General features: G+C 39.6%; 26 protein-coding genes, 2 tRNA genes and 2 pseudogenes. 29 read left to right on the forward strand and 1 reads right to left on the reverse strand.

Annotation, left to right across the window (positions count from 1 at the left end):
- Positions 1-11 precede the first annotated feature (11 nt).
- The 13 genes from atpD to QK255_RS03760 all read left to right on the forward strand — a co-directional run bounded on the left by atpD (position 12) and on the right by QK255_RS03760 (position 7,932).
- Positions 12-1,418, forward strand: coding sequence for a F0F1 ATP synthase subunit beta (atpD, locus tag QK255_RS03700; RefSeq protein ID WP_002289006.1), 1,407 nt, complete (start codon positions 12-14; stop codon positions 1,416-1,418).
- Between the two features lie 13 nt (positions 1,419-1,431).
- Positions 1,432-1,854 carry a F0F1 ATP synthase subunit epsilon gene (locus QK255_RS03705; RefSeq protein ID WP_002289005.1) on the forward strand — a complete coding sequence of 141 codons (423 nt, stop codon included), beginning with the start codon at positions 1,432-1,434 and terminating at the stop codon, positions 1,852-1,854.
- 397 nt (positions 1,855-2,251) lie between these two features.
- Positions 2,252-2,482, forward strand: a complete 231-nt coding sequence (locus QK255_RS03710) for a DUF1146 family protein (protein WP_002300479.1) — start codon at positions 2,252-2,254, stop codon at positions 2,480-2,482.
- 99 nt (positions 2,483-2,581) lie between these two features.
- Complete coding sequence (gene murA, locus QK255_RS03715) at positions 2,582-3,883, forward strand: UDP-N-acetylglucosamine 1-carboxyvinyltransferase (RefSeq protein ID WP_002308580.1); 1,302 nt, start codon at positions 2,582-2,584, stop codon at positions 3,881-3,883.
- 12 nt (positions 3,884-3,895) lie between these two features.
- Positions 3,896-4,072: a DNA-directed RNA polymerase subunit beta gene (locus QK255_RS03720; protein ID WP_002292789.1), complete on the forward strand. Its 177-nt coding sequence runs from the start codon at positions 3,896-3,898 to the stop codon at positions 4,070-4,072.
- A 131-nt stretch (positions 4,073-4,203) separates the two neighbouring features.
- Positions 4,204-4,500 carry a membrane protein insertion efficiency factor YidD gene (gene yidD, locus QK255_RS03725; protein ID WP_002329491.1) on the forward strand — a complete coding sequence of 99 codons (297 nt, stop codon included), beginning with the start codon at positions 4,204-4,206 and terminating at the stop codon, positions 4,498-4,500.
- Between the two features lie 180 nt (positions 4,501-4,680).
- On the forward strand, positions 4,681-5,151 hold the full coding sequence (locus QK255_RS03730) for a GNAT family N-acetyltransferase (protein ID WP_002292786.1): 471 nt from the start codon (positions 4,681-4,683) through the stop codon (positions 5,149-5,151).
- A gap of 81 nt (positions 5,152-5,232) precedes the next feature.
- On the forward strand, positions 5,233-6,117 hold the full coding sequence (locus QK255_RS03735; protein ID WP_002292785.1) for an ROK family protein: 885 nt from the start codon (positions 5,233-5,235) through the stop codon (positions 6,115-6,117).
- Between the two features lie 110 nt (positions 6,118-6,227).
- The gene (locus QK255_RS03740; RefSeq protein ID WP_002316425.1) at positions 6,228-6,464 is read left to right on the forward strand and encodes a DUF2969 domain-containing protein; all 237 of its coding nucleotides are present in this window, start codon (positions 6,228-6,230) and stop codon (positions 6,462-6,464) included.
- Positions 6,465-6,551: 87 nt separating this feature from the next.
- Positions 6,552-6,632: transfer RNA gene (locus QK255_RS03745), tRNA-Tyr, on the forward strand.
- 6 nt (positions 6,633-6,638) lie between these two features.
- A tRNA-Gln gene (locus QK255_RS03750) sits at positions 6,639-6,710 on the forward strand.
- 124 nt (positions 6,711-6,834) lie between these two features.
- Positions 6,835-7,005 (forward strand): hypothetical protein, encoded by a 171-nt coding sequence (locus QK255_RS03755; RefSeq protein WP_002292784.1) that lies wholly within the window; start codon positions 6,835-6,837, stop codon positions 7,003-7,005.
- A gap of 219 nt (positions 7,006-7,224) precedes the next feature.
- Entirely contained in the window at positions 7,225-7,932 is a 708-nt protein-coding gene (locus QK255_RS03760) for a GntR family transcriptional regulator (RefSeq protein WP_002292782.1), read from the forward strand.
- A 57-nt stretch (positions 7,933-7,989) separates the two neighbouring features.
- Here the strand turns inward: QK255_RS03760 and QK255_RS03765 are convergent, their stop codons facing one another.
- Complete coding sequence (locus tag QK255_RS03765; RefSeq protein WP_002292780.1) at positions 7,990-8,634, reverse strand: YigZ family protein; 645 nt, start codon at positions 8,632-8,634, stop codon at positions 7,990-7,992.
- A gap of 126 nt (positions 8,635-8,760) precedes the next feature.
- Between QK255_RS03765 and QK255_RS03770 the strand changes: the two genes are divergently transcribed.
- The 16 genes and pseudogenes from QK255_RS03770 (at position 8,761) to phoU (ending at position 24,914) form a co-directional block, all read left to right on the forward strand.
- Positions 8,761-9,048 carry a DUF7662 domain-containing protein gene (locus QK255_RS03770; protein ID WP_002292779.1) on the forward strand — a complete coding sequence of 96 codons (288 nt, stop codon included), beginning with the start codon at positions 8,761-8,763 and terminating at the stop codon, positions 9,046-9,048.
- 107 nt (positions 9,049-9,155) lie between these two features.
- The gene (locus QK255_RS03775) at positions 9,156-9,476 is read left to right on the forward strand and encodes a PTS sugar transporter subunit IIB (RefSeq protein WP_002292778.1); all 321 of its coding nucleotides are present in this window, start codon (positions 9,156-9,158) and stop codon (positions 9,474-9,476) included.
- Between the two features lie 80 nt (positions 9,477-9,556).
- Positions 9,557-10,871: pseudogene (locus QK255_RS03780) on the forward strand (DEAD/DEAH box helicase family protein).
- Between the two features lie 50 nt (positions 10,872-10,921).
- Positions 10,922-11,586 (forward strand): annotated as a pseudogene (locus QK255_RS03785) (ComF family protein).
- 127 nt (positions 11,587-11,713) lie between these two features.
- Entirely contained in the window at positions 11,714-12,265 is a 552-nt protein-coding gene (gene hpf, locus QK255_RS03795; RefSeq protein WP_002292771.1) for a ribosome hibernation-promoting factor, HPF/YfiA family, read from the forward strand.
- A 221-nt stretch (positions 12,266-12,486) separates the two neighbouring features.
- The gene (secA, locus tag QK255_RS03800; RefSeq protein WP_283341585.1) at positions 12,487-15,021 is read left to right on the forward strand and encodes a preprotein translocase subunit SecA; all 2,535 of its coding nucleotides are present in this window, start codon (positions 12,487-12,489) and stop codon (positions 15,019-15,021) included.
- Positions 15,022-15,146: 125 nt separating this feature from the next.
- A protein-coding gene (prfB, locus tag QK255_RS03805) for a peptide chain release factor 2 (RefSeq protein ID WP_096948712.1) occupies positions 15,147-16,248 on the forward strand; the annotation gives its coding sequence in 2 pieces (ribosomal slippage) (positions 15,147-15,218 and positions 15,220-16,248; 1,101 coding nt in all).
- Between the two features lie 104 nt (positions 16,249-16,352).
- Positions 16,353-17,039: a cell division ATP-binding protein FtsE gene (ftsE, locus tag QK255_RS03810; protein WP_002292768.1), complete on the forward strand. Its 687-nt coding sequence runs from the start codon at positions 16,353-16,355 to the stop codon at positions 17,037-17,039.
- Positions 17,032-17,916 carry a permease-like cell division protein FtsX gene (ftsX, locus tag QK255_RS03815; protein ID WP_002292767.1) on the forward strand — a complete coding sequence of 295 codons (885 nt, stop codon included), beginning with the start codon at positions 17,032-17,034 and terminating at the stop codon, positions 17,914-17,916. The genes ftsE and ftsX overlap by 8 nt, the downstream gene beginning before the upstream one ends.
- Before the next feature lie 151 nt (positions 17,917-18,067).
- Positions 18,068-19,516 (forward strand): cardiolipin synthase, encoded by a 1,449-nt coding sequence (cls, locus tag QK255_RS03820; protein WP_002292766.1) that lies wholly within the window; start codon positions 18,068-18,070, stop codon positions 19,514-19,516.
- Between the two features lie 336 nt (positions 19,517-19,852).
- The gene (locus QK255_RS03825) at positions 19,853-20,710 is read left to right on the forward strand and encodes a phosphate ABC transporter substrate-binding protein PstS (RefSeq protein ID WP_002292763.1); all 858 of its coding nucleotides are present in this window, start codon (positions 19,853-19,855) and stop codon (positions 20,708-20,710) included.
- 114 nt (positions 20,711-20,824) lie between these two features.
- Positions 20,825-21,745, forward strand: a complete 921-nt coding sequence (pstC, locus tag QK255_RS03830; protein WP_002292761.1) for a phosphate ABC transporter permease subunit PstC — start codon at positions 20,825-20,827, stop codon at positions 21,743-21,745.
- On the forward strand, positions 21,745-22,629 hold the full coding sequence (pstA, locus tag QK255_RS03835; RefSeq protein ID WP_002292759.1) for a phosphate ABC transporter permease PstA: 885 nt from the start codon (positions 21,745-21,747) through the stop codon (positions 22,627-22,629). Before pstC ends, pstA begins: the two co-directional genes overlap by 1 nt.
- A 14-nt stretch (positions 22,630-22,643) precedes the next feature.
- The gene (gene pstB / locus QK255_RS03840) at positions 22,644-23,450 is read left to right on the forward strand and encodes a phosphate ABC transporter ATP-binding protein PstB (RefSeq protein WP_002292758.1); all 807 of its coding nucleotides are present in this window, start codon (positions 22,644-22,646) and stop codon (positions 23,448-23,450) included.
- A gap of 15 nt (positions 23,451-23,465) precedes the next feature.
- The gene (pstB, locus tag QK255_RS03845; protein WP_002292757.1) at positions 23,466-24,224 is read left to right on the forward strand and encodes a phosphate ABC transporter ATP-binding protein PstB; all 759 of its coding nucleotides are present in this window, start codon (positions 23,466-23,468) and stop codon (positions 24,222-24,224) included.
- Positions 24,225-24,236: 12 nt separating this feature from the next.
- Positions 24,237-24,914, forward strand: a complete 678-nt coding sequence (phoU, locus tag QK255_RS03850; protein ID WP_002289490.1) for a phosphate signaling complex protein PhoU — start codon at positions 24,237-24,239, stop codon at positions 24,912-24,914.
- Positions 24,915-24,980 lie beyond the last annotated feature (66 nt).

Raw genomic sequence — 24,980 nt, forward strand, 5'->3', positions numbered from 1 at the left:
GAGGAAAAAAGATGAGTTCAGGCAAGATTGTTCAAGTAATCGGTCCCGTTGTCGACGTGGAATTTTCTTTAGACCAATCCTTACCAGATATCAACAACGCATTAGTTGTTTATAAAAATGACGAAAATAAATCAAAAGTTGTTCTTGAAGCAGCATTAGAATTAGGGGACGGAGTGATCCGGACCATTGCGATGGAATCAACAGATGGTTTACAAAGAGGAATGGAAGTCATTGATACAGGCAAAGCAATCTCTGTTCCTGTAGGTAAAGAAACATTAGGTCGCGTATTCAACGTACTAGGAGATACGATCGATTTAGAAACACCTTTCCCAGAAGATGCGGAAAGAAGCGAAATTCATAAAAAAGCACCAGCCTTTGACGAATTAAGTACAAGTACAGAAATTTTGGAAACAGGGATCAAAGTTATCGACTTGCTTGCCCCATATTTAAAAGGTGGGAAAGTTGGACTATTTGGTGGTGCCGGTGTTGGTAAAACCGTACTGATCCAAGAACTGATCCATAATATCGCCCAAGAACACGGTGGTATTTCTGTATTTACCGGTGTCGGTGAACGGACTCGTGAAGGTAATGACTTGTATTATGAAATGAAAGATTCAGGAGTTATCGAAAAGACAGCCATGGTGTTCGGTCAAATGAACGAACCACCAGGTGCACGTATGCGTGTTGCGTTAACTGGTTTGACGATCGCGGAATATTTCCGTGATGTAGAAGGCCAAGATGTACTGTTGTTTATCGACAATATTTTCCGTTTCACTCAAGCTGGATCTGAAGTATCAGCCTTGTTAGGACGGATGCCTTCTGCGGTTGGTTATCAACCAACATTGGCAACAGAAATGGGTCAATTGCAAGAACGTATCACATCTACGAAAAAAGGTTCGATTACATCGATCCAAGCCATCTATGTGCCAGCCGATGATTACACTGACCCGGCGCCGGCAACAGCATTCGCCCATTTGGATGCGACAACCAACTTGGAACGTAAATTAACAGAACAAGGGATTTATCCAGCGGTAGATCCATTGGCTTCTTCTTCAAGTGCTTTAGCACCTGAAATCGTGGGAGAAGAACACTATAAAGTAGCAACAGAAGTCCAACACGTATTGCAACGATATCGTGAATTACAAGATATTATTGCTATCTTAGGTATGGATGAATTATCCGATCAGGAAAAAGTGTTAGTTTCTCGTGCTCGCAGAGTCCAATTCTTCTTGTCACAAAACTTTAACGTGGCTGAACAATTTACTGGTCTTCCAGGTTCTTATGTTCCTGTAGAAGAAACAGTGAAAGGATTCCGCGAAATCTTGGAAGGCAAATACGATGATCTTCCTGAAGAAGCTTTCCGAAGTGTTGGCCGAATCGAAGACGTCGTAGAAAAAGCGAAAACACTAGGCTACTAGAAAGGGGTGCCCCATGGATCAATATTTAACAGTAAATGTGGTAACTCCTGCCGGTTTGGTCTATGATCACCATGCAGCTATCGTCGTCGCACGTACGACAGCCGGTGAGCTTGGGATTTTGCCTAAACATGCACCGATCATCGTTCCTTTGACGATTGATGAAGTTCGTGTAAAACGGACAGATTCAGATACCCATGTCGATTGGATTGCTGTGAATGGCGGAATCATGGAAGTGCGTGATAATGTGGTTTCAATCGTTGCTGATAGTGCGGAACGTGAACGGGATATCGATGTATCTCGTGCTGAACGTGCAAAACAACGTGCAGAACGCCAAATCGAAGAAGCAAAAGCAAAACAAGATACGAACGAATTGAAGCGGGCAACTGTTGCGTTGCATCGAGCAATCAATCGTATTAAAGTATCTAAGCACTCATAAAATGAGAAGCGGATGTTTATCCGTGTATCAGAGGTTGCGACAGAAGTGGTCAGCTTATTTTTCGAAGGAGCTACTTCTGGAACACCGTGAATCAGAGGTCGTGAGCCTGCCATTCAGCTCCGAGTCACAAGGAACAAATTAAAAAACAGGTTCTCATGTTTGATGAATATTGTGGCTTGTGACCGAGTAGTTGGCAGGAGAACACCCTTTATTAGGAATAAAGGACTGAGACAAGACTTTTGTCTCAGTCTCTTTTTTTGCATATTTTTCCCCTTATTTCCTAAAAATGTAAGGGTATTCCTCTATTTTTAAGTATACTTGTTTTTCCTTTTATACATTTTATGGTATTATCATTTTATTAGTTATTATAAAAACAACTGTTAGAAAGGACGTCATTATGCAAGTATATGGAATTGATGCGATACTTCGAATCGTGAGTCATTTGGCGTTTATCTACTTAGCCTTCTGGTCTTTACGTTCGTTACGCATTGAGACTTTTTTTAGACCAATGCATAATACGCAAATTAGAATGGCAATCGTACTTTTTTCAATCTTTTTAGGGTACACTGCAAGTAATTTTTTCTTAGAAGTTATCGCTTTATGCCGAAATCTTTTCGTTAGCCTGTAAATTTTAAAAAAAGGTACTATTTTAAAAGGAAGGGTGTTATAATAGAAAAGATTTTGAGTAAGTGTATGCTCATTGGAATTTTTTGGAGGGAACAACAACATGGAAGAGATCATCGTAAGAGGTGGCAATCAATTAAATGGAACAGTAAGAATTGAAGGAGCTAAAAATGCTGTATTGCCTATTTTAGCTGCCAGTTTGTTAGCAGAAGAAGGTATTACGACATTAGACAACGTCCCGATTCTTTCTGATGTCTTCACTATGAATCAAGTGATTCGTCACTTAAATGTAGATGTAGATTTTGATGAACAAAAGAATCAAGTAACAATCGACGCTTCAAGACAATTAGAAATCGAAGCGCCTTATGAGTATGTTAGTCAAATGCGTGCTTCAATCGTTGTGATGGGACCGCTACTTGCTAGAAATGGACATGCAAAAGTGGCTATGCCTGGTGGATGTGCGATTGGTAAACGCCCAATCGATTTACATTTAAAAGGATTTCAAGCTTTAGGAGCAAAAATTATTCAAAAAAACGGCTATATTGAAGCAATTGCAGATGAATTGATCGGTAACACGATTTATTTAGATTTTCCTAGTGTAGGTGCTACTCAAAATATCATGATGGCTGCCGTAAAAGCAAAAGGAACAACCATCATTGAAAACGTAGCTCGCGAACCAGAAATCGTTGATTTAGCAAATATTTTGAATAAAATGGGTGCGCATGTCTATGGAGCGGGTACTGAAACAATGCGTATCGAAGGCGTTGATCATTTACATGCAGTCAACCATTCAATCGTACAAGATCGTATCGAAGCTGGTACCTTTATGGTCGCTGCTGCAATGACAGAAGGCAATGTACTGATTGCTGATGCTATCTCTGAACATAACCGCCCATTGATTTCTAAATTGATCGAAATGGGTGCAGAAATCATTGAAGAAGAAGGCGGAATCCGTGTCATCGGACCAAAACATATCTTACCTACAGATGTAAAAACGATGCCTCATCCTGGTTTCCCTACAGATATGCAAGCGCAAATGACAGCCATCCAATTAGTGGCAGAAGGTACAAGCGTAGTAACTGAAACAGTTTTTGAAAATCGTTTCCAACATTTAGAAGAAATGCGCCGTATGAACGCCCACGTCAAAATCGATGGAAATGTAGCAATCATGGATGGAAACCATGAATTGCAAGGTGCGGAAGTGTATGCAACAGACTTGCGTGCAGCAGCAGCATTAGTTTTAGCTGGCTTGAAAGCCAATGGAATCACACGTGTCCGTAACTTGAATTATCTAGATCGTGGCTATTATAACTTCCATATCAAACTACAAAAATTAGGTGCAGATGTTGAACGTGTAGACATGGATCAAACTCCTGCTGAAAAAACAGCACAAACGATTGCATAAGGAAGTGGCTGAATGAGTAACCAACGATATATCTTATTAACTCTGATAAAGATTTTAGTGGTGATCTTATTGCTTATCCTTCTTTTTGTAGCCGGAACGATGATTGGATATGGTGTCATCGGTGGTGGCAATCCATTTAAAGTATTTCAACCCAGCTTGTGGATTCATATTCGAGACTTTTTTCATTGATAATTAATTACGGTGGTTCTAGTCGATAGGAAATGAGCCATGAAGCAGCATAGGATAAAAGAAAACAGAAGGGAACGTTGACTTTAGTCGCGATCCCTTTTTTTAGTAAAAGAAAAGAAGGAATCTAGTTGATGAAGAAGATATTGATTTATTTAGTTAGAGGATATCAGCGCTTTATTTCGCCTGCATTTCCGCCTAGTTGCCGCTATTACCCAACCTGTTCTAATTATATGATAAAAGCAATTCAAACTCATGGTGCGCTAAAAGGGACGGTAATGGGGACGGCTCGGATCTTGCGCTGTCATCCCTTTGTCAAAGGCGGCATCGATTATGTACCTTTGACCTTTCAATTAACGAGAAATAAGAAAGATAAAAAAGAACCAGATTATAAAAAGGTTGTGAAAAATACGGGTAGCACTGAGCAATAAAGAAACAATTTGGAAAATAGCTTCCCATATTTTGCAAAATTGTGAGTGATTGCCGAAGTGCTGGATTTTGAACACCGTCAAAAAAAGGTTGTGAAAAATACGGGTAGCACTGAGCAATAAAGAAAAGAGAGAGTGACTATCAAAGTAACGACTTCATGACTACATATATGGAGGTCAAAAATGATCGAAGAACTCAATAAGATAGATTTACCATGGTCCTTGTTATTAGATGCAGATCCTGATAAAGAAAAAGTTCAGGTATATGTTTCAAAGGGGAACGGCTGGATATGGAAAGAAAAAGAAAAAACAATAGGTATACTGATCTATATAGTAAGGGAAAAAGAATTCGAAATCGTTAACGTAGCTGTAGAACCTTCGCATCAAGGAAAAGGGATTGGTGGGAAACTCCTTGAGACAGCTTTTCAGAAGCTTTCACAACTCGCTTCCAGTCAAACTCAGATCATCATACGAACCGGCAGTACTAGCAGTGCTGCGTTACATCTCTATCAAAAAATGGGCTATGTGGAGATTGGTCGAGTCAAAGACTATTTTATCCATCATTATTCTAAACCGATTTTTGAGAACGGAGAACAATTGCGAGATCAAGTGATTTTAGCGATTCACTTACACAAAACCAGCTTTAACGAATAGACTAGTGATCCGAGAAAATGCTTTCAAATACTAAACATATACATTACAATAGCTTTAGCAAGCAAAAAGGAGAATGTTTTTATGGGGATATTAGTTTTTGATTTTGGCGGGTCGGCTGTCAAATATGGTTGTTGGGATAGTAAAGATGTCAAAGGCAAGGGCCAATTTGCAACGCCTGAATCTTGGAAAGAAATGAAAGCGCAATTATTACAAGTCTATAAAGACATGTGTCTTTCTTTTGAGATTGAAGGAATTGGGATCAGCTCACCTGGAGTAGTGAATAATGAGAAACAGGTAATTGAGGGAATCAGTGCGATTCCTTATATTCATGGCTTTAATATTTTTAGAGATTTGGAAACTTTGTTTCAACTTCCGGTAACGATTGAAAATGACGCCAACTGTGCCGGAATGGCTGAGTTTTATGAAGGAGCTGCTCGTGATTATCAAGATGTTGCTTTTGTCGTGGTAGGAACTGGGATTGGCGGAGCGATGTTCACGAAAGGCCAAATCAATAAAGGTGCACATCTTTATGGTGGAGAATTCGGTTTGATGTTCTTAGAGGGCGATCAGACATTTAGTAAACTTGGTACAGCCGTACAGATGGCTTGGCGGTATTGTGAACGCAAAGGAGTCGATAAGAATACTTATACCGGAAAAGACGTCTTTGAATTAGCAGAAACCGGGGATGAAATAGCAAAAGAAGAAGTTGAGAGTTTTTATACGTACCTTGCAAAAGGTTTATTCAGTATCCAATTTTCATTCGATCCGGAAGTTATCGTATTAGGCGGTGGCGTTTCTGCAAAGGATGGGCTCATTGAAGAGATCCAAAGTAGAATGAAGAAGTTGACAGATCAATTCGACTTGCATGATTTCGAGCCGCAGATCCTATTGTGTGAATACAGAAACGATGCTAATCTTGTAGGCGCAGCGGCCAACTATATCGCTATAGGTCAAGGGGAGAATTAAGAGCTTTAGAGAAGTCGCTTCTTGCATAAAAGAAGATGAAATGGACAAGAGATTTTTACCTAAGGAATGTTTTATTGTCTGCAATATGATAAAATGTCTGAGAGGTGAAAATGATGTCAAAAAAAAATAAAGATATTGAAGTGCGTATCGAAGAAGTAAAAAAAGATATCAAAGGTAAGAATTATGAAGTCACTCAGTTATTTATAGGGAAAAAAATGATTGGTGAAATTTTAGCCTATGGACCAAAAGAATATGAAATTTTCTTTGGTGAAGAAGATTTTGGGAAAGAAAAAAGTCTTGAAAATGCGATAGAAACAGTGATTCGTCACTGGAATCTGCACGAATAAAAAAATATCAAAAAAACTTTCAATAAAGGGTTGCAAAAATCTGGAAAATTAGGTATTATAACTAAGTCAGGTTGATACAAACCTTTCGGAGGAGTAGCGAAGTGGCTAAACGCGACGGACTGTAAATCCGTTCCTTAGGGTTCAGTGGTTCGAATCCACTCTCCTCCATTTCATTGGGGTATAGCCAAGCGGTAAGGCAAGGGACTTTGACTCCCTCATGCGTTGGTTCGAATCCAGCTACCCCAGTATAGCACAACCGTAGGCTCTCGTAAGTTCGAGAGCTCTTTTTTTTGCTTTGTTACCTTGTTCCTTGAAGATTCTGTCAATTTAAGATAGAGTTAAGTTAACAAAAAGAATTGGAGGGGTCAAAATGAAGTGGAAAGAAAAAGTAGACGAAGCAGCTGAAAAGTTATATGACTTGGTCAAATCAGAAAAATACGATATCGAAGTGAACATTCCTAAAAAAGGCGAAAAAGCAGTCCATGTAAAATCAAAACGCCCAACGAATCATACAAAAAAATGGATGGCTAAAAACCGCTAATAATAACAAAAGATCCATAAATCGGCATTTTCAGCGATTATAGGGTCTTTTGTTATTTTCTCAATTGAATATATCTAGAAAATGGATTCTGTTAATAGGAATGGGAAGAAGGATTTGTACCTACATCATCTGCTTATGGATAGAATCCTTTATCTTTTTCAGTTGTGAATCAGGTATATACCAGTTATAATAGAAGAAACGAAAGGATGGGTGTACGTTATGTCGAATCAATTACCTGTATATATACAGATTCATGACCAATTAAAAAATGAAATCGAACAAGGTATATGGAAAGTCGGAGACCGTCTTCCTTCAGAAAGAGAATTAGCAGTGAAATTCAATGTCAGCCGTATGACGTTGAGACAAGCAATTCAAAACTTGGCAGATGAAGGAATCTTAGAAAGAAAGATCGGTTCGGGTACATATGTTGCGCGAGAAAAAGTACAAGAAAAGATGTCTGGCGCGACAAGTTTTACAGAAATCATGGAATCGCAAAATAGAGTACCGTCTAGTCGAACAATCTCTTACTTTTTGACTTCGCCAAGCTCAAGTGAAATGGAAAAACTAAACTTGAGTAAAGATGACACGATCTTGCGAATGGAACGTATTCGTTTTGCAGATGATGTCCCTATTTGTTTTGAAGTAGCCAGTGTTCCGCAAAAGCTGATCGATGGCTACAGCAAAGCAGAGATTACTGAATCGTTGTATCGCACATTAGAAGAAAAAGGCGGGAAAAAAATCGGTCCAGCGAATCAAACGATCACGGCTGTATTGGCGTCTGAGAAAATCGCAGACTATTTAGAGGTGAAACGAGGAGATGCAGTTCTTCGTTTGCGTCAGATTTCCTATTTTGAAGATGGCACGCCATTTGAGTATGTGCGTACGCAATATGTAGGAAATCGTTTTGAGTTTTATTTGGAAAAATAAAAAACAGGTGATCCCTGATTCCTTATTCGAAAAAAAGAGAATCAGAATCACCTGTTTTTATCTATGATCAGCTACCAATTGCTCGTGATAAGAAACAGGACCTTCTTCAAATTGGACTTGTCCGTTCAGCAGCTCAATGATGGATTCTTTAAAGCTGTCAGCATTTTTTTCATCCACTGCACAGATGACGATGACTTGATCAGTGTATTGGATTTCTTTTATGAAAAAATGCTGTAGTTCAAGATAATTTTGTAATTTTCCTAGTTGCGGATACGTGATCACAACGGAGATCTCCTGTTGCAAGGTACCTTCTACGATTCCAATGTCGGACAATGCTTGAGAGACCGCATGAGTGTATGCACGTATCAATCCGCCCGTGCCGAGTTTCGTTCCTCCAAAATATCGAGTGACTACTGCAGCTACATTGATCAGTTGATTTTTTTTGAGGACTTCCAACATCGGTACGCCCGCCGTTCCACTTGGTTCGCCATCATCGCTGCTTCGTTGGATCTCATTTTTTTCGCCAATGACGAAGGCACTGCAGTTATGGTTTGCTTTCCAATGTTCTTTTTTGATTTCTTGGATGAAGTTTTTCGCTTCTTCTTCTGATTCTATTCGTTTAAGAGAACAGATAAAGCGTGATTTCTTGATTTCGATCTCACTTTGTCCATTTTCTTTGATTGTACGATAACGTTCGATCATCTTGTCACCTCTTTTTTTCGGTTGCTTTATTCAGTATAAAGAAAGTTCTAGGTTGTTTCAACACTATAACGGTTGCGCAATTGCTGTAGTATGCGATAATAAAGACAAAGGCAGGTGGATCCGGGGATGAAGGAACGAATGAAAAAGTACGATGCAATTACGCATTATTTGAAGAACAACGGCGGCTCCCAAGTAACATTGACCTTTACCCAATTTGATGAACTGTTGTTTCCCAGTAACGGACTTCCCAAAACAGCCAGGGAAAGCACAGATTGGTGGGCAAATGACTATAGACATCCAGAAAAGGGTGCCTACGGCTGGTTAAATGCAGGCTATGAAGTAGTGGTCATCAATTTGGATAAAGAATATGTCGTATTCAATAAATTAGTGAAATCTAGCTGGCTATTTGATTAAATAAACCGTGTTTAGAAAACGTTGACAAATTTCTTTCTTTTTATATAATAGAGTAACAGATGCTAAGAAAACGTTTGCGTAGTCTGTTTTAAAAAGGAGAGAAAAGTATGGCTAAAAAAACAATCATGCTTGTATGTTCGGCTGGTATGAGCACAAGTTTGCTAGTAACAAAAATGCAAAAAGCTGCGGAAGCAAAAGGAATCGATTCTGATATTTTCGCTGTGTCAGCTTCTGATGCAGATAATAATCTTGCAAATAAAGATGTAGATGTACTGTTATTAGGACCTCAAGTTCGCTTTATGAAAGCTGATTTTGAAAAACGTCTGGAACCAAAAGGCATTCCTTTAGACGTCATCAATATGGCTGATTATGGAATGATGAATGGCGAAAAAGTATTAGACCAAGCAATTACATTGATTGGTGAATAAATAGATTATATAGAACTATCGAACAAGCAGTCCAAAAAAAGATTGCTTGTTTTTTCGTATATTTTTTTAGGGCGAATGATATGAATCATTTTTGGGGCAGAAGGCTTCTTACGAGAGAGATTGAAGCAATGGATTGTGAGGAGGGAAACTTACCAAATTATAAGAAGATCGCAGCAGTAGAACGTTTAGGTAACAGGATTCTTTGTCATCGTTGTGGAGTGAAAACGCCTGTCTTTGAGGGACAGCTTGCAGACTATGGCTATTTTTGGCATACATTGCCTGTCTTTAGGGCGATGCGACAGTCAACAAGAGTTATATTTATTTGATCAGCTAAAAGCAGAATCTCGAGAAGTCGTCTTTTCTTGGACAGGAAAGCTTACTGAAAAACAAACGGAAATCGCAGAGAGGATACTTTATCATTCAGAAAAAAGACACCATCTTATTTGGGCGGTAACAGGTGCAGGAAAAACAGAAATGCTTTATCCGATTTTAGTGAAAACATTAAAAGCTGGAGGAAGAGTAGCCATTTGTACACCGCGAATCGACGTTTGTAATGAATTATTTTTACGCTATCGACCTGTTTTTCCAGAAGAAACAATCATGTTGCTCCATGGGAATACAGCAACAGCGTATACCTTTAGTTCTTTTGTTATCTGTACGATTCATCAACTATACCGTTTTTATCGATCCTTTGACTTATTAGTCATTGATGAGATTGATGCTTTTCCTTATAGCGGGGACGCTGGGCTAGCTCACGCTGTGCAAACAGCAATCAAACCAGACGGTCGATTCATCTACTTAAGTGCCACGCCTGATGAGAAGTTACTAAAGGAAATCAAGCAGACATTTGAGCTCCACAAACTTGCCTTGCGCTTTCATCGGCGCTTGCTTCCTGAACCCGTGCTTGTTTTCATGAATAATTGGCGACAAAAATGTGGAAACAAAAAGAAAATCAACTCTTTGGTGCGGATCATTCAGCAACTAATCAAAGAAAACCGTATCCTTTTATTTTGTCCAAGTATTACGATGATGCATCGTTTAAAAATCACACTGCAAGAAGCTTTTCCAGAATATGAGATAACAGATGTTTCTTCACAAGACGATCAACGGGCAAAGAAAGTTCAGGAAATGCGAGAAGCAACATACGAGATACTGTTAACCACGATGATCCTAGAAAGAGGAGTCACATTTGAAAGAATCTCTGTCATCGTTTTAGGAGCAGATCATCCAGTTTTTACTAAATCCTCTTTGGTGCAAATCGCAGGAAGAGCTGATCGTAAAGGTCCTTATACGAACAGTCGGGTCTATTTTTTCTATGAAGAAAAAACTTCAGCTATTCGAAAAGCCTGTCAGGAAATCAAAGAAATGAACGAAGAAGGGAAGAAGATGCTGTGAGATGTTGTTGTTGCAGTAAAGACATCATCTAAAATTTAACATTCAGCGAGATCATCGGTGTGTCGAAATATAGACTTCCTCAGACATGTTCAGTTTGCCGCGCACAATTCCATTTATTGGAAGCAAAAGGTTGTGCAGGTTGTCAAAAACCAATCAATTTGAAATACGAGGAGACGAAAAAGAAAGCAAGGACTAGTTTCGTTTACTGCAACGACTGTCAAGAATGGAAGAAGAAATATCCTGCATATGATTTTCAACACCGCGCCTTTTTTACGTACGATGAAAAGATGCAGGCTTGGATCAATCGGTACAAGTTTATGGGAGACATCCGATTAGCAGGGACTTTTGCATATAAATGGACTCAGATAAAAAAAGATTACCCGGCATATATTTATTGTCCAATACCTTTATCTGAAAAAAGGTGGCTAGAAAGAGGATTCAATCAAGTAAGCGAGATGTTGAAAGCAGCAAAAATTCCTTTTCAGATGCTGCTCAAAAGAGAGCAACATCTGCTTGCTCAAGCAAAAAACACGCGAAAGGAAAGATTGGAGATGCCTCAGCCTTTTGAGCTTGCCGTACCTCTTTCTAAGATACAATATAAAAAATATTGATTATTGACGATGTCTATACAACAGGACAGACGCTTTTTCATGCAGCAGATTGCTTGCAGAACGCACAGCCGAAAATCATCCGAACCATTTCTTTGGCAAGATGAATCAGATGTGGAAATTTGATAGCGATTTAATTTGCAAATAACCTAGAGTTCGATATAATAGAATTAAGAAGAGGGAAAGAGTGGTCCTTCTCCTTCTTGATTGTGGTAGACGAAAGGGGTAATTTTTATGTTTAGATATAATGTACGCGGCGAAAATATCGAAGTAACTGAAGCGATTCGCGACTACGTTGAGAAAAAAGTAGGCAAACTAGAACGCTATTTCAGTGACGCACCCGATGCTACGGCGCATGTGAACTTAAAAGTTTATACAGAAAAAACAGCAAAAGTGGAAGTAACGATCCCATTACCTTATCTTGTATTACGTGCCGAAGAAACTTCTCCAGATCTATACGCAAGTATCGATTTGGTTGTTGACAAATTGGAACGCCAAATCCGCAAATTCAAAACAAAAATCAATCGTAAATCCCGTGAAACGGGCATGAATACTGCAGATGCTGCTGTTTTATTCAATGGAGAGGAAGAAAACGAAAACGATTCTGAATTAGATATCGTACGTACAAAACGCCTTTCATTGAAACCAATGGACAGTGAAGAAGCAGTCTTACAAATGAACATGCTGGGACATAACTTCTTTATTTTTGAAGATGCAGAAACAAATGGTACAAGTATCGTTTACCGCCGAAAAGATGGAAAATACGGATTGATCGAAACAGACTGATCAGCCATACTTAAATAACATCAAAAACTTGCAGCAGCTGTCAATAGCTGCCGCAAGTTTTTTTGAATTCGTCTCTTTTTTAGTTGAAATATGAATAAATTATGAAGTTCTTACTTTAATACGATTAAGATATTTCAATTATCTATAACTAATGATAAAATGAAAAGTAGAGTCTACATAGTCTGGATAATACACAGAAGGAAAAGGAGATTACACAACGCATGGCCAATTTGATTCGTTCACTTATCGAAAACGATAAGAAAGAACTAAAACGTTTAGATAGCATTGCAAAAAAAGTTGAATCATATGCTGACCAAATGGCAGCATTAACTGATGAACAATTACAAGCAAAAACTGCTGAATTCAAGAGCAGATACCAAAAAGGAGAAACATTAGATCAATTACTTCCGGAAGCTTTTGCAGTCGTTCGGGAAGCAGCAAAACGTGTATTGGGGTTATATCCATACCACGTACAATTGATGGGTGGGATCGTGCTTCACGATGGGAATATCCCTGAGATGCGTACTGGTGAAGGTAAAACCTTGACCGCAACGATGCCGGTGTATCTGAATGCGTTGACTGGCGAAGGGGTCCACGTAGTTACCGTCAATGAATACTTAGCAACCCGTGACTCGACGGAAATGGGCGAGCTTTATAATTTCTTAGGATTGACAGTTGGGTTGAATATCAACTCAAAATCTTCGGATGAAAAACGCGAGGCTTATAATTGCGATATCACTTATAGCACGAATAATGAATTAGGATTTGACTATTTGAGAGACAACATGGTCGTTTACCGTCATCAAATGGTACAACGTCCGCTGAATTATGCCATTGTCGATGAAGTTGACTCGATCTTGATTGATGAAGCGAGAACGCCGCTGATCATTTCAGGGCAAGCAGAAAAATCAACAGCTTTATATACAAGAGCAGACAACTTCGTGAAACGTTTGAAAGAAGAAGAAGATTACAAAATCGATATACAATCAAAAACAATCAGTTTAACTGAAGCAGGGATCGAAAAAGCTGAAGAAACATTCGGTTTGGACAACTTATATGACATTGAAAATACTGCATTGACCCATCACTTGGATCAAGCATTGAGAGCCAACTACATCATGCTTTTAGACATCGATTATGTTGTTCAAGATGGAAAAGTATTGATTGTTGACCAATTTACGGGCCGGATCATGGATGGACGCCGTTATTCAGATGGTCTTCATCAAGCGATCGAAGCTAAAGAAGGCGTAGAGATCGAAGACGAAACGAAAACGATGGCGACGATCACTTTCCAGAACTATTTCCGTATGTACAAGAAACTTGCGGGGATGACTGGTACAGCTAAGACAGAAGAGGAAGAGTTCAGAGAGATTTATAATATTCAAGTATACCAGATTCCCACAAACCGTCCGGTCATCCGCGACGATCGTCCAGATTTGCTTTACCCAACATTACAAAGCAAGTTCCATGCTGTCGTACAAGATATCAAAGATCGCTACCGCAAAGGACAGCCTGTCTTAGTCGGAACTGTTGCGGTTGAAACATCTGAGTTATTATCAGATATGCTGAATCAAGAACGTATTCCTCATGAAGTGCTGAATGCGAAAAATCACTTTAAAGAAGCAGAGATCATCATGAATGCGGGGCAAAAAGGCGCAGTGACGATTGCTACCAACATGGCTGGTCGGGGAACGGATATCAAGCTGGGGCTTGGCGTAAGAGAACTTGGTGGCCTAGCAGTTATCGGGACAGAACGACATGAATCTCGTCGTATCGATAACCAGCTTCGAGGGCGTGCAGGACGTCAAGGAGACCCTGGTATGTCACAATTCTACTTGTCTTTAGAAGATGATTTGATGAAACGATTCGGTTCAGAACGAATCAAAGCTTTCTTAGATCGAATGAAGATCGGTGACGAAGATGCTGTGATCCAAAGCAAGATGCTGACGAAACAAGTAGAATCTGCACAAAAACGCGTAGAAGGAAACAACTACGACACACGTAAGAACGTCTTGCAATACGATGACGTGATGCGTGAGCAACGTGAAGTAATCTATAAACAGCGCCAAGAAGTAATCATGGAAGAAAAAAGCTTATCTAAACCACTGATGAATATGGTCAAACGGACAATCAGTCGTATGGTAGATGCGCATACGCAATTAGAAAAAGAAAATTGGAATTTGGAAAGTATCGTCGATTTTGCTGGCAGCACACTTGTCCATGAAGACAGTATTTCCCTTACAGATATCGAAGGAAAAAAACCTCAAGAAATCAAAGAATATCTAAACGAACGAGCACAAGAAGTATTCAATACCAAAGCAGCTCAATTGAACGGACCAGAGCAACTGCTGGAATTCGAAAAAGTCGTGATCTTACGTGTCGTGGATTCTAAATGGACAGATCATATCGATGCAATGGACCAATTACGTCAGTCAATCGGCTTGCGTGCCTATGGTCAAAACAATCCATTAGTTGAATACCAAACAGAAGGCTACAAGATGTTCGAAGATATGGTAGGTGCCATTGAATATGAAGTCACTCGTATCTTCATGAAAGCTGAGATCCGTCAAAACGTACAGCGTGAGCAAGTTTCTCAAGGAACAGCTTCTCACTCAGAAGATGGAGATGCCAAAGAAAATAGTAATACTAGCGCGAAAAAACAACCAATCCATGTGAACAAGGTCGGTAGAAATGATCCTTGTCCTTGTGGAAGCGGGAAAAAATATAAGAACTGTCACGGAAAAGATGCAAACTAATTTCTGACAGCAGGATTGGTGAGACAAATTCTTTTTTAAAGAATTCGTCTCACCTTCTTTCTGTTATTTGCTGATTCTGTTAGACTAGATATAATGAAAAAAGTATAGTGAAAGAAGGAAAAAACATGGAAATATCCGAAATTCGAAATCTCCTGACAGAAATGCAGGAAAAGGTCACAAGCTTCAGGAGGTCTCTTTGACTTAGACCAGCTGGAAGAAGACATTGCGGAAGCAGAAGCAAAAATGGCTGAACCTGGTTTTTGGGATGATAGCGAAGCTGCTCAAAAAGTGATTAGTGAAAACAATGCAAATAAAGAAACTTATGATCAATTCCATTCTCTTGCTGAAGAACTGGAAGAAATCGAATTGATGGTGGAGATGTTGCAGGAAGAACCTGATGCAGCCATGCAAGAAGAAGCAGAAACACGTATCAATGCGCTAGATGAAAAAATGAAGACGTATGAATTATCTATGTTGTTAGATGGTCCTTATGATCGAAACAACGCCATCGTCGAATTGCATCCAGGGGCTGGCGGAACGGAGTCCCAAGACTGGGGCAGCATGCTTTTACGCATGTATACACGCTGGGCAGAGCAGCATGGGTATCAAGTAGAGACACTAGATTATCAAGCAGGTGATGAAGCAGGAATCAAGAGTGTGACCCTACTGATCAAAGGACACAACGCATTTGGTTATCTGAAATCAGAAAAAGGTGTTCATCGCCTTGTACGTATCTCGCCTTTTGACTCAGCGAAACGACGTCATACTTCTTTTTGTTCGGTAGATGTGATGCCAGAGCTTGATGAAACGATCGATATAGAAATCAATCCAGATGATTTGAAGATCGACACATATCGGGCAAGTGGCGCAGGTGGTCAGCACATCAATAAGACAGAGTCCGCTGTACGAATCACTCACTTGCCTACAGGGACAGTAGTAGCGAGTCAGGCACAACGTTCACAATTGAAAAACCGGGAACAAGCGATGGGGATGCTGAAAGCTAAGCTTTACCAATTAGAAGTGGAAAAGAAAGAACAAGAAGCAGCTGCACTGCGAGGAGAACAAAAAGAAATCGGCTGGGGATCACAGATCCGGTCTTATGTTTTCCATCCATATTCTATGGTAAAAGACCATCGGACAAACGTAGAGACAGGAAATGTCCAAGCTGTTATGGACGGAGATCTTGATTTATTTATTGACGGCTATTTGAAAATGCATCTGCAATAAGAGCCCTTTGTTAAATTGAAATAAAATTGTAAGGTTTTGCAAGCAAGTTGAAACATTGCCATGCTATAATAGCTAAAGACTGAAAAAGATATGGAGAGAACGCCATGATTGAAATGAAGGATGTAATGAAGAAGTACTCAAACGGTACCACTGCTATCCGCAATCTCTCGATTGTCATCGAACAAGGAGAGTTTGTTTATGTTGTTGGTCCGTCTGGAGCTGGTAAATCTACATTCATCAAATTGATGTATCGAGAAGAAAAAGCTTCAAAAGGAACTTTGAACGTCGCAGGTCATGATCTAATAGCCATCAAAAACCGCGAAGTTCCTTATCTACGCAGAGAAATCGGCGTGGTGTTCCAAGACTATAAATTATTGCCAAGAAAAACAGTATATGAAAATGTTGCGTACGCCATGCAAGTTATCGGCAGAAAACCTCGGGATATCAAAAAACGAGTAATGGAAGTGCTGGATCTTGTTGGTTTGAAACACAAAGTCCGAGTCTTTCCTAGCGAATTATCTGGTGGGGAACAACAACGTGTTTCTATTGCCCGAGCAATCGTAAATACGCCTAAAGTACTTATCGCGGATGAACCGACAGGGAATCTGGATCCGGAAAACTCATGGGAAATCATGAAACTATTAGATCGGATCAATGCACAAGGAACAACTGTCGTGATGGCTACACATAACAGTACGATCGTAAATACGATTCGACACCGAGTAATTGCTATCGAAAACGGCCGCATTATTCGAGACCAAGCGGAAGGGGAATATGGATACGATGATTAGAACCTTTTTCCGCCATTTATTAGAAAGTATCAAGAGTTTGAAACGTAACGGCTGGATGACAGTAGCTTCGGTCAGTGCGGTAACGATCACGTTGACTTTAGTTGGCGTGTTCATGGCGGTCATCATGAACGCAACCAAACTAGCACAAGATATAGAAGGAAACGTGGATGTATCTGTGTTTGTAGACATTGGTACAAAAGACGAAGAGATGAAAAAACTAGAAAAAGAATTAAATGACTTAGATCATGTCAAAAAAGTCGAATTTTCAAGCAAAGAACAGGAATTGAAGAAAATCCAAAACGAAATGGGTGATTCTTGGAAATTGTTTGAAGGAGATAATAACCCGTTATATGATGTATACGTAGTAAGTGCTACCGATCCTTCTTATACAAAACAAGTAGCAGAAAAAGCGGCAGATTTGAAGAATGTTTCCCGTTCTGATTACGGTGGGGCTTCCTCAGATCGGATTTTCCAAATTGCTGGTGCAGTTCGAACATGGGGATTAGTTGCGGCGGCATTGCTGTTGTTTGTAGCAATGTTTCTCATTTCTAACACGATTCGGATCACGATTTTATCTAGACAGCGTGAAATTCAGATCATGCGTTTAGTAGGGGCAAAAAATGGATATATCCGCTGGCCATTTTTCCTTGAAGGTGGTTGGATCGGCTTAATCGGTGCCATTCTTCCGATACTGATCATTACATTTGGTTACGCATGGTTTTACCAATTGATCAATCCGTCATTATTACGATCTCATTATTCATTGATCCATCCAGAAAATATCGTTTGGAAAATCAATCTTTTGATGGTCGGTATTGGTGTGATCATTGGTTCACTCGGCTCGATCATCTCTATGAGACGTTTCTTGAAATTCTAGTGTCACAAGATAAATATAATCAGAAAGTTGGACGATTTCGTTCCAGCTTTCTTTTTTTATTGGCTAAGTGGAGTAAATGGGGCGGCTTTTTTCCCTTTACTTTAAAAAACAACTTGGGTATTCTTAAGTTGGTAGAAAAAGAGGTGAAGCCGTGAAAATTATCGTTGACAATTTTTTTACGATCCTTTTGATTATGAATATTTTGCTTTCCTTTATTATCGTTTTTCGAGAAAGAAAGGAAACCGCGCAAACATGGGCATGGCTGCTCGTTTTGATGTTCATTCCAGTTGTAGGATTTATTTTATATATTTTTTTAGGAAGAGGGATTTCCAAAGAGAAAATCTTTGATTTGAAGATCCAAGGGAAAATCGGTAAGAATCTAGAAATCGAAGAAGACAAACAGGCATTGATGCGAGGACTTTACCCTCATCCGCCTACTGGACAAGTAGATGTGAAACAATTGATCTATATGCTTACTGTATTTGAAAGTACGCTTTATACGACTAAAAATGAAATCACTTTATTTACAGATGGTCGTGAAAAATTCGATGCGCTGATCGAGGATATCAAACAGGCAGAAGACCATATCCATTTCCAATATTATATTTACCGCAGTGATGCATTAGGTGAAGAAGTTCGAGAGGCATTGACAGAGGCAGCAAGACGCGGAGTAAAAGTCAGAGTCCTTCTTGATGCATGGGGTTCCACACAAGTTTCTTCTAGTTTTTTTCAGAATTTAAAAAAAGCTGGCGGAGAAGTCGCATTTTTCTTTCCTCTATTCGTTCCGTATATCAATCCTCGAATCAATTATCGCAATCATCGTAAAATCGTAGTGATTGATGGGAAAATCGGATATACAGGTGGGTTCAATGTTGGAAACGAATATCTAGGATTGGTAAAGAAATTTGGTTATTGGCGAGACAATCATCTGCGTATCTATGGAGAAGCGGTTTACACCTTGCAAAACCGTTTTTTGATGGACTGGAATTCTCAGCATACAAAAGAAGTAGGCTATTCACCGGAATTTTTCCCGTCCATTCATTCTACAGGTGATATGGCTGTTCAAATCGTGACAAGCGGACCAGATACTGAACATGAGCAAATCAAAATGACATATTTGAAAATGATTTCGTTAGCCAAACGGGAGATATTGATCCAAACGCCGTATTACATACCGGATGGATCGATTCATGAGGCATTGAAGTTGGCTCTTCTCTCAGGCGTAAAAGTCCATATCCAAATACCTAACAAACCAGATCATCTTCTCGTTTACTGGGCAACGTATTCTTTCGCTGCAGAGCTGATCGAGTATGGGGCAAGAATCGAAACATATGAAAATGGATTTATCCATGCAAAGACGATGATTATCGATGGCGGCATCGTTTCCGTTGGTTCAGCTAATATCGACGTTCGCTCATTTAGATTGGATTTTGAGGTCAATACACTGATCTATGATGAACGAATGGCTTCTCGCGTAAGAAAAGCATTCTTTGAAGATTCAAAGATTTCGACGCATCTCACAAAAGAAGTGTATGAAAACCGAGGGATGATGATTAAGATGAAAGAAGGATTAGCAAGACTGATTTCGCCGCTCCTTTAAAATACAAAAAGGACAGGAGAGCCATCAATAGATGGAGATCTCGTGTCCTTTTCTCTCGGGGCCATTTCTGAGAGTACGTCAGAAATGGAGAAAGCGTCTCGCATGAGCGAAATTAACTTTGGGGTATCTCTTGTTTTTTGGGGAAAGCAAGAAATAAGCTAATATATGCTATTAAAAGAGACACATTTCAAAGCCAGTATAGCATAGAAACTTTTAATGAGATAGCTTTTTTTGCAATTATGAGAATTTATTTTGTTATTTAATGATTTTGATTCGTTTTCATCAAGTAATGAAAATGATAGAATAAACATACTTTAGGATTAAAGGAGATTTCTAATGAAAAAACTAAAATTATTCTTACCAATAATAGGATTAGCTATTCTTTTATCAGGCTGTTCAAAGTGGATTGATCGAGGAGAATCCATTACTGCAGTTGGCTCTTCTGCCTTACAGCCTTTAGTAGAAACGGTTGCTGAAACCTACCAGACAGAAAATCCTGGAAAATTCATCAATGTACAAGGGGGCGGAAGCGGAACTGGGTTGTCTCAAGTACAGTCAGGAGCAGTCGATATCGGAAATTCTGATTTATTCGCGGAAGAAAAATCAGGGATTGATGCTTCGGCATTAGTCGATCATCGAGTAGCAGTTGTTGGAATCACTCCTATTGTGAACAAGGATATTGGCGTAAAAGATATCAGTATGGAAAACCTGAAAAAATTATTTACGGGCGAGATCAAAAACTGGAGTGAAGTCGGTGGGAAAGATCAGCCAGTAGTTATATTGAACCGTGCATCAGGAAGCGGGACCCGTAGTACGTTTGAAAAATGGGTATTGGACGGAGAAACAGCTGTTCAGGCACAGGAACAAGATTCAAGCGGAATGGTGCGCCAAATCGTTGCGGACACACCCGGAGCAATTAGCTATGTTGCTTTTTCTTACGTTTCCGATGATGTGGATACGTTGAACGTTAACGGTGTGGAACCAACAGATGAAAATGTGACAACGAACAAATGGACGATTTGGGCATATGAGCATATGTACACAAGAGACCATCCAAAAAAACTGACAAAAGAATTTTTAGACTATATCTTATCTGATGAAGTACAAGATAATATTGTCGGAGAGCTAGGCTATATCCCTGTTTCACATATGAAAGTTGAACGTGATTGGCAAGGAAACATTGTTAAAGAGTAATCTTTACACAAAATTTACAAACTTAGCTAAACTTTTACATGTTATTAAAACCAAATTGATGTTCAATTTGTACACTGAGTGAGTATGTTAAACCTGATTAAGGGGGAGTCATCTGTGGAAGATGTGAAAAAAGTATTATTAACAAAATCAAAACGTTCAAAAATGGAACAGCGCGGAAAATTTATTAGTTTTTTATGTATCGCGCTGATCGTGTTGGTTGTATTATCTATTTTTTATTTTGTCGCTAGTAAAGGTTTGGCCACCTTTTTTACTGATAAGATCAATGTATTTGATTTTCTGTTTGGTACAGATTGGAATCCGAGCCAAATCGGAGCAAATGGGAAACCAATGGTAGGGGCATTGCCTATGATCACAGGTTCATTTATTGTGACTTTTTTATCAGCTATCGTTGCCACACCATTTGCTATCGGAGCAGCAGTATTCATGACGGAGATTTCTCCTAAAAACGGAACGAAGATCTTGCAACCGGTCATCGAACTACTTGTAGGTATTCCATCTGTCGTTTACGGATTTATCGGTCTATCTGTTATCGTTCCTTTTGTTAGAAGTATCTTTGGCGGGACAGGGTTCGGTATCTTAGCTGGTACATTTGTGTTATTCGTTATGATCTTACCGACTGTCACAACGATGACTGTGGATGCATTAAAGGCAGTGCCACGGCACTATCGGGAAGCTTCATTAGCGCTAGGTGCCACAAGATGGCAAACAATCTACAAAGTGGTGCTGCGAGCAGCAGTGCCCGGGATTTTAACAGCAGTCGTTTTTGGTATGGCTCGTGCGTTTGGCGAAGCCTTAGCTATCCAAATGGTTATTGGTAATGCGGCATTAATGCCAACAGGACTTACTACTCCTGCTTCTACATTGACGTCCATCTTGACAATGGGAATCGGAAATACAATCATGGGAACAGTTGAAAATAATGTGTTATGGTCATTAGCGCTGATCTTGCTATTGATGTCATTATTCTTTAATATCGTGATCCGTATGATTGGGAAGAAAGGAGAGCTGAAATAATGAACGCAAAACGCTCAGATAAAATTGCTACAGGTGTTCTATATGTGGTTTCAGGGATCATCGTATTGATCTTAGCAGCTTTATTACTTTATATCTTAGTTCGAGGAATACCGCACATTTCATGGTCTTTCTTGACTGAACCTTCCAAAGCCTACCAAGAAGGCGGTGGTATCGGGATTCAACTGTTTAACTCGATTTATTTGCTTTTGATTACCATGATCATCAGTTTTCCTATTTCTTTAGGTGCGGGTATCTATCTTTCAGAATATGCCGGAAAAAACTGGCTGACAGACGTGATCCGTACGTCTATCGAGATCTTGAGTTCTTTGCCTTCTGTTGTTGTCGGTTTATTCGGTTTCTTGGTTTTCGTTATTCAATTCCAGTATGGTTTCTCAATCATTTCTGGTGCATTGGCTTTGACCGTATTCAACCTGCCTCTTTTGACTCGAACGGTCGAGGAATCTTTACAAGCGGTCCATTACACACAACGAGAAGCTGGATTGGCGTTAGGTTTGTCACGCTGGGAAACAGTGATAAAAGTGGTTGTTCCAGAAGCAACACCAGGAATTTTGACTGGTGTGATCCTAAGTTCAGGAAGAATTTTTGGTGAAGCTGCCGCATTGATTTATACAGCTGGTCAAAGCGCGCCAGCATTAGATTTTACGAACTGGAATCCATTAAGTGTTTCTAGTCCGATTAGCATTTTCCGCCAAGCTGAAACACTGGCTGTCCATATTTGGAAGATCAACACAGAAGGTACGATGCCTGATGGTGTTTCTGTTTCGGCTGGTGCTTCTGCCGTGTTGATCATTGCTGTTTTACTGTTCAACTTCGGCGCTCGTGCGATTGGCAAACGATTATACCGAAAAATGACTTCAGCCTAAGGAGAAGAAGTAAGATGAAAAAATATAATTGGAATGAAACAAATGTCATTACCATGCCAAAAGAGAAGGAAGTAGCATTATATACGAATGATCTTCATGTTTGGTATGGCGACAATGAAGCAATCAAGGGAGTGGATCTAGAGTTCGAAAAAAATAAGATCACTGCATTGATTGGCCCCTCTGGCTGCGGAAAATCCACGTATCTTCGTTCTTTGAATCGTATGAATGATGGGATCGCTAATACGAAGATCACTGGAAAGATCATGTATAAAGACGTGGATATCAATGCGCCTCAAGTGGATGTTTATGAAATGCGCAAACGGATCGGCATGGTGTTCCAACGCCCCAACCCTTTTAGCAAATCGATTTATGACAATATAACTTTTGCTTTGAAACAACATGGTGAAAAAAACAAGAAGAAATTAGATGAAATCGTTGAAACAAGCTTGAAACAAGCAGCTTTGTGGGATCAAGTAAAAGATAGCTTGGATAAAAGTGCTTTGGCTTTATCTGGCGGACAACAGCAACGTTTGTGTATCGCTCGTGCAATTGCGATGAAACCCGATATCTTGCTGTTAGACGAGCCGGCAAGTGCCTTGGATCCTATTTCGACAGGAACGGTTGAAGAAACACTTGTAAACTTGAAAGAAGACTACACGATCATCATCGTGACGCATAATATGCAACAAGCAGCTCGTATCAGCGACTACACTGCCTTTTTCTATCTAGGAAAAGTAATGGAATATGACAAAACAAACAAGATATTTACCAGACCAAAAATTCAGGCAACCGAAGATTATGTGTCCGGTCATTTTGGTTAAGACGGAGGCCTCAACATGACAAAAGAAATTATCTCATCCAAAGATCTTCATCTGTATTATGGAAAGAAAGAAGCACTAAAGGGAATCGATCTAAGTTTCAATCAAGGTGAAATCACAGCGATGATCGGTCCTTCTGGTTGCGGGAAATCTACCTATCTACGTTCGTTGAATCGAATGAACGATCTGATTCCAAATGTAACGATCACCGGAAGTGTTTTATATAAAGACAAAGACATCTATGGTCCGAAAACAGATGTTGTTGAACTAAGAAAAGAAATCGGCATGGTGTTCCAGCAGCCAAATCCATTTCCTTTTTCTATTTATGAAAATGTCATCTATGGATTGAAGTTAAAAGGAGAAAAAGATAAAAAAGTCCTTGATCAAGTAGTGGAAGAAAGTCTGAAGGCAGCGTCTGTTTGGGAGGATGTGAAGGATAAACTGCATAAAAGTGCCTTGTCTTTATCCGGTGGGCAGCAGCAGCGTGTATGTATCGCACGTGTTTTGGCAGTGAATCCCGAAATCATCTTATTGGATGAACCAACTAGTGCACTTGACCCTGTTTCTACTGGGAAAATCGAAAGTATGCTGTTAGAATTAAGAGAGCGGTATACGATGATCATCGTGACCCATAATATGTCTCAAGCTTCACGTATTTCAGATAAGACGGCATTCTTTTTAGATGGTCACTTGATCGAATACAACGATACGAAGAAGATATTCATGAATCCAGAAAAACAAGAGACAGAAGATTATATTTCAGGTCGATTTGGATAAGGAGGAAACGGAATGCTACGTACACAATTTGAAGAAGAATTGCTGAATCTCCATAATCAGTTCTACGAAATGGGGATGATGGTGAGCAGCGCTGTGCACAAGTCAGTTCGTGCATACATCAAACACGATAAAATCTTAGCTCAAGAAGTTATCGAAAACGATATAAATATCAATAATATGGAAACGCGTTTGGAGAAAAAAAGTTTTGAAATGATTGCATTGCAACAGCCAGTTACAACTGACTTGCGTATGATTATCACGGTCATGAAAGCTAGCTCTGATTTAGAACGTATGGCCGATCATGCGGTGTCCGTTGCTAAATCTACAATCCGCGTAAAAGGACAGACGAGAATACCGGAAATCGAAAAAGAGATCTCCGATATGTCCGATTACGTGAAAAAAATGGTGGACAACGTCCTAGTTGCATATGTCAAAACAGACGAAAAAGACGCGCGTACGATCGCCAATATGGATCAAAGAGTCAATGACTATTTCAATCGAATCTATAATGCAACCATCAAAAACATGCAAGAAAATCCTGAAACAGTCATCAGTGGAACAGACTATTTGAATGTTGCCAGTTATCTAGAACGAATCGGAGACTATGTGACAAACATCTGTGAATGGATCGTCTACTTGGCTACAGGGAAAATCACTGAGTTAAATACGAACCACAATGAGATTTTCTAAACTGAAGTTGTGATTCTGCTGTTTATTCGGGAATAGGGTTTGTGACAAAACATGTCACAAACCCTT

The sequence above is a fragment of the Enterococcus sp. ZQ21 genome (genome assembly GCF_030053755.1).
In the GTDB taxonomy this organism is placed as follows: domain Bacteria; phylum Bacillota; class Bacilli; order Lactobacillales; family Enterococcaceae; genus Enterococcus_B; species Enterococcus_B lactis.

What these genes read in the sequence shown, in the direction of transcription:
- atpD (WP_002289006.1), top strand. Translation starts at nt 12, where the DNA reads ATGAGTTCAGGCAAGATTGTTCAAGTAATCGGTCCCGTTGTCGACGTG.
- QK255_RS03705 (WP_002289005.1), top strand. Translation starts at nt 1,432, where the DNA reads ATGGATCAATATTTAACAGTAAATGTGGTAACTCCTGCCGGTTTGGTC.
- QK255_RS03710 (WP_002300479.1), top strand. Translation starts at nt 2,252, where the DNA reads ATGCAAGTATATGGAATTGATGCGATACTTCGAATCGTGAGTCATTTG.
- murA (WP_002308580.1), top strand. Translation starts at nt 2,582, where the DNA reads ATGGAAGAGATCATCGTAAGAGGTGGCAATCAATTAAATGGAACAGTA.
- QK255_RS03720 (WP_002292789.1), top strand. Translation starts at nt 3,896, where the DNA reads ATGAGTAACCAACGATATATCTTATTAACTCTGATAAAGATTTTAGTG.
- yidD (WP_002329491.1), top strand. Translation starts at nt 4,204, where the DNA reads ATGAAGAAGATATTGATTTATTTAGTTAGAGGATATCAGCGCTTTATT.
- QK255_RS03730 (WP_002292786.1), top strand. Translation starts at nt 4,681, where the DNA reads ATGATCGAAGAACTCAATAAGATAGATTTACCATGGTCCTTGTTATTA.
- QK255_RS03735 (WP_002292785.1), top strand. Translation starts at nt 5,233, where the DNA reads ATGGGGATATTAGTTTTTGATTTTGGCGGGTCGGCTGTCAAATATGGT.
- QK255_RS03740 (WP_002316425.1), top strand. Translation starts at nt 6,228, where the DNA reads ATGATGTCAAAAAAAAATAAAGATATTGAAGTGCGTATCGAAGAAGTA.
- QK255_RS03755 (WP_002292784.1), top strand. Translation starts at nt 6,835, where the DNA reads ATGAAGTGGAAAGAAAAAGTAGACGAAGCAGCTGAAAAGTTATATGAC.
- QK255_RS03760 (WP_002292782.1), top strand. Translation starts at nt 7,225, where the DNA reads ATGTCGAATCAATTACCTGTATATATACAGATTCATGACCAATTAAAA.
- QK255_RS03765 (WP_002292780.1), bottom strand. Translation starts at nt 8,634, where the DNA reads ATGATCGAACGTTATCGTACAATCAAAGAAAATGGACAAAGTGAGATC.
- QK255_RS03770 (WP_002292779.1), top strand. Translation starts at nt 8,761, where the DNA reads ATGAAGGAACGAATGAAAAAGTACGATGCAATTACGCATTATTTGAAG.
- QK255_RS03775 (WP_002292778.1), top strand. Translation starts at nt 9,156, where the DNA reads ATGGCTAAAAAAACAATCATGCTTGTATGTTCGGCTGGTATGAGCACA.
- hpf (WP_002292771.1), top strand. Translation starts at nt 11,714, where the DNA reads ATGTTTAGATATAATGTACGCGGCGAAAATATCGAAGTAACTGAAGCG.
- secA (WP_283341585.1), top strand. Translation starts at nt 12,487, where the DNA reads ATGGCCAATTTGATTCGTTCACTTATCGAAAACGATAAGAAAGAACTA.
- ftsE (WP_002292768.1), top strand. Translation starts at nt 16,353, where the DNA reads ATGATTGAAATGAAGGATGTAATGAAGAAGTACTCAAACGGTACCACT.
- ftsX (WP_002292767.1), top strand. Translation starts at nt 17,032, where the DNA reads ATGATTAGAACCTTTTTCCGCCATTTATTAGAAAGTATCAAGAGTTTG.
- QK255_RS03825 (WP_002292763.1), top strand. Translation starts at nt 19,853, where the DNA reads ATGAAAAAACTAAAATTATTCTTACCAATAATAGGATTAGCTATTCTT.
- pstA (WP_002292759.1), top strand. Translation starts at nt 21,745, where the DNA reads ATGAACGCAAAACGCTCAGATAAAATTGCTACAGGTGTTCTATATGTG.
- pstB (WP_002292758.1), top strand. Translation starts at nt 22,644, where the DNA reads ATGAAAAAATATAATTGGAATGAAACAAATGTCATTACCATGCCAAAA.
- pstB (WP_002292757.1), top strand. Translation starts at nt 23,466, where the DNA reads ATGACAAAAGAAATTATCTCATCCAAAGATCTTCATCTGTATTATGGA.
- phoU (WP_002289490.1), top strand. Translation starts at nt 24,237, where the DNA reads ATGCTACGTACACAATTTGAAGAAGAATTGCTGAATCTCCATAATCAG.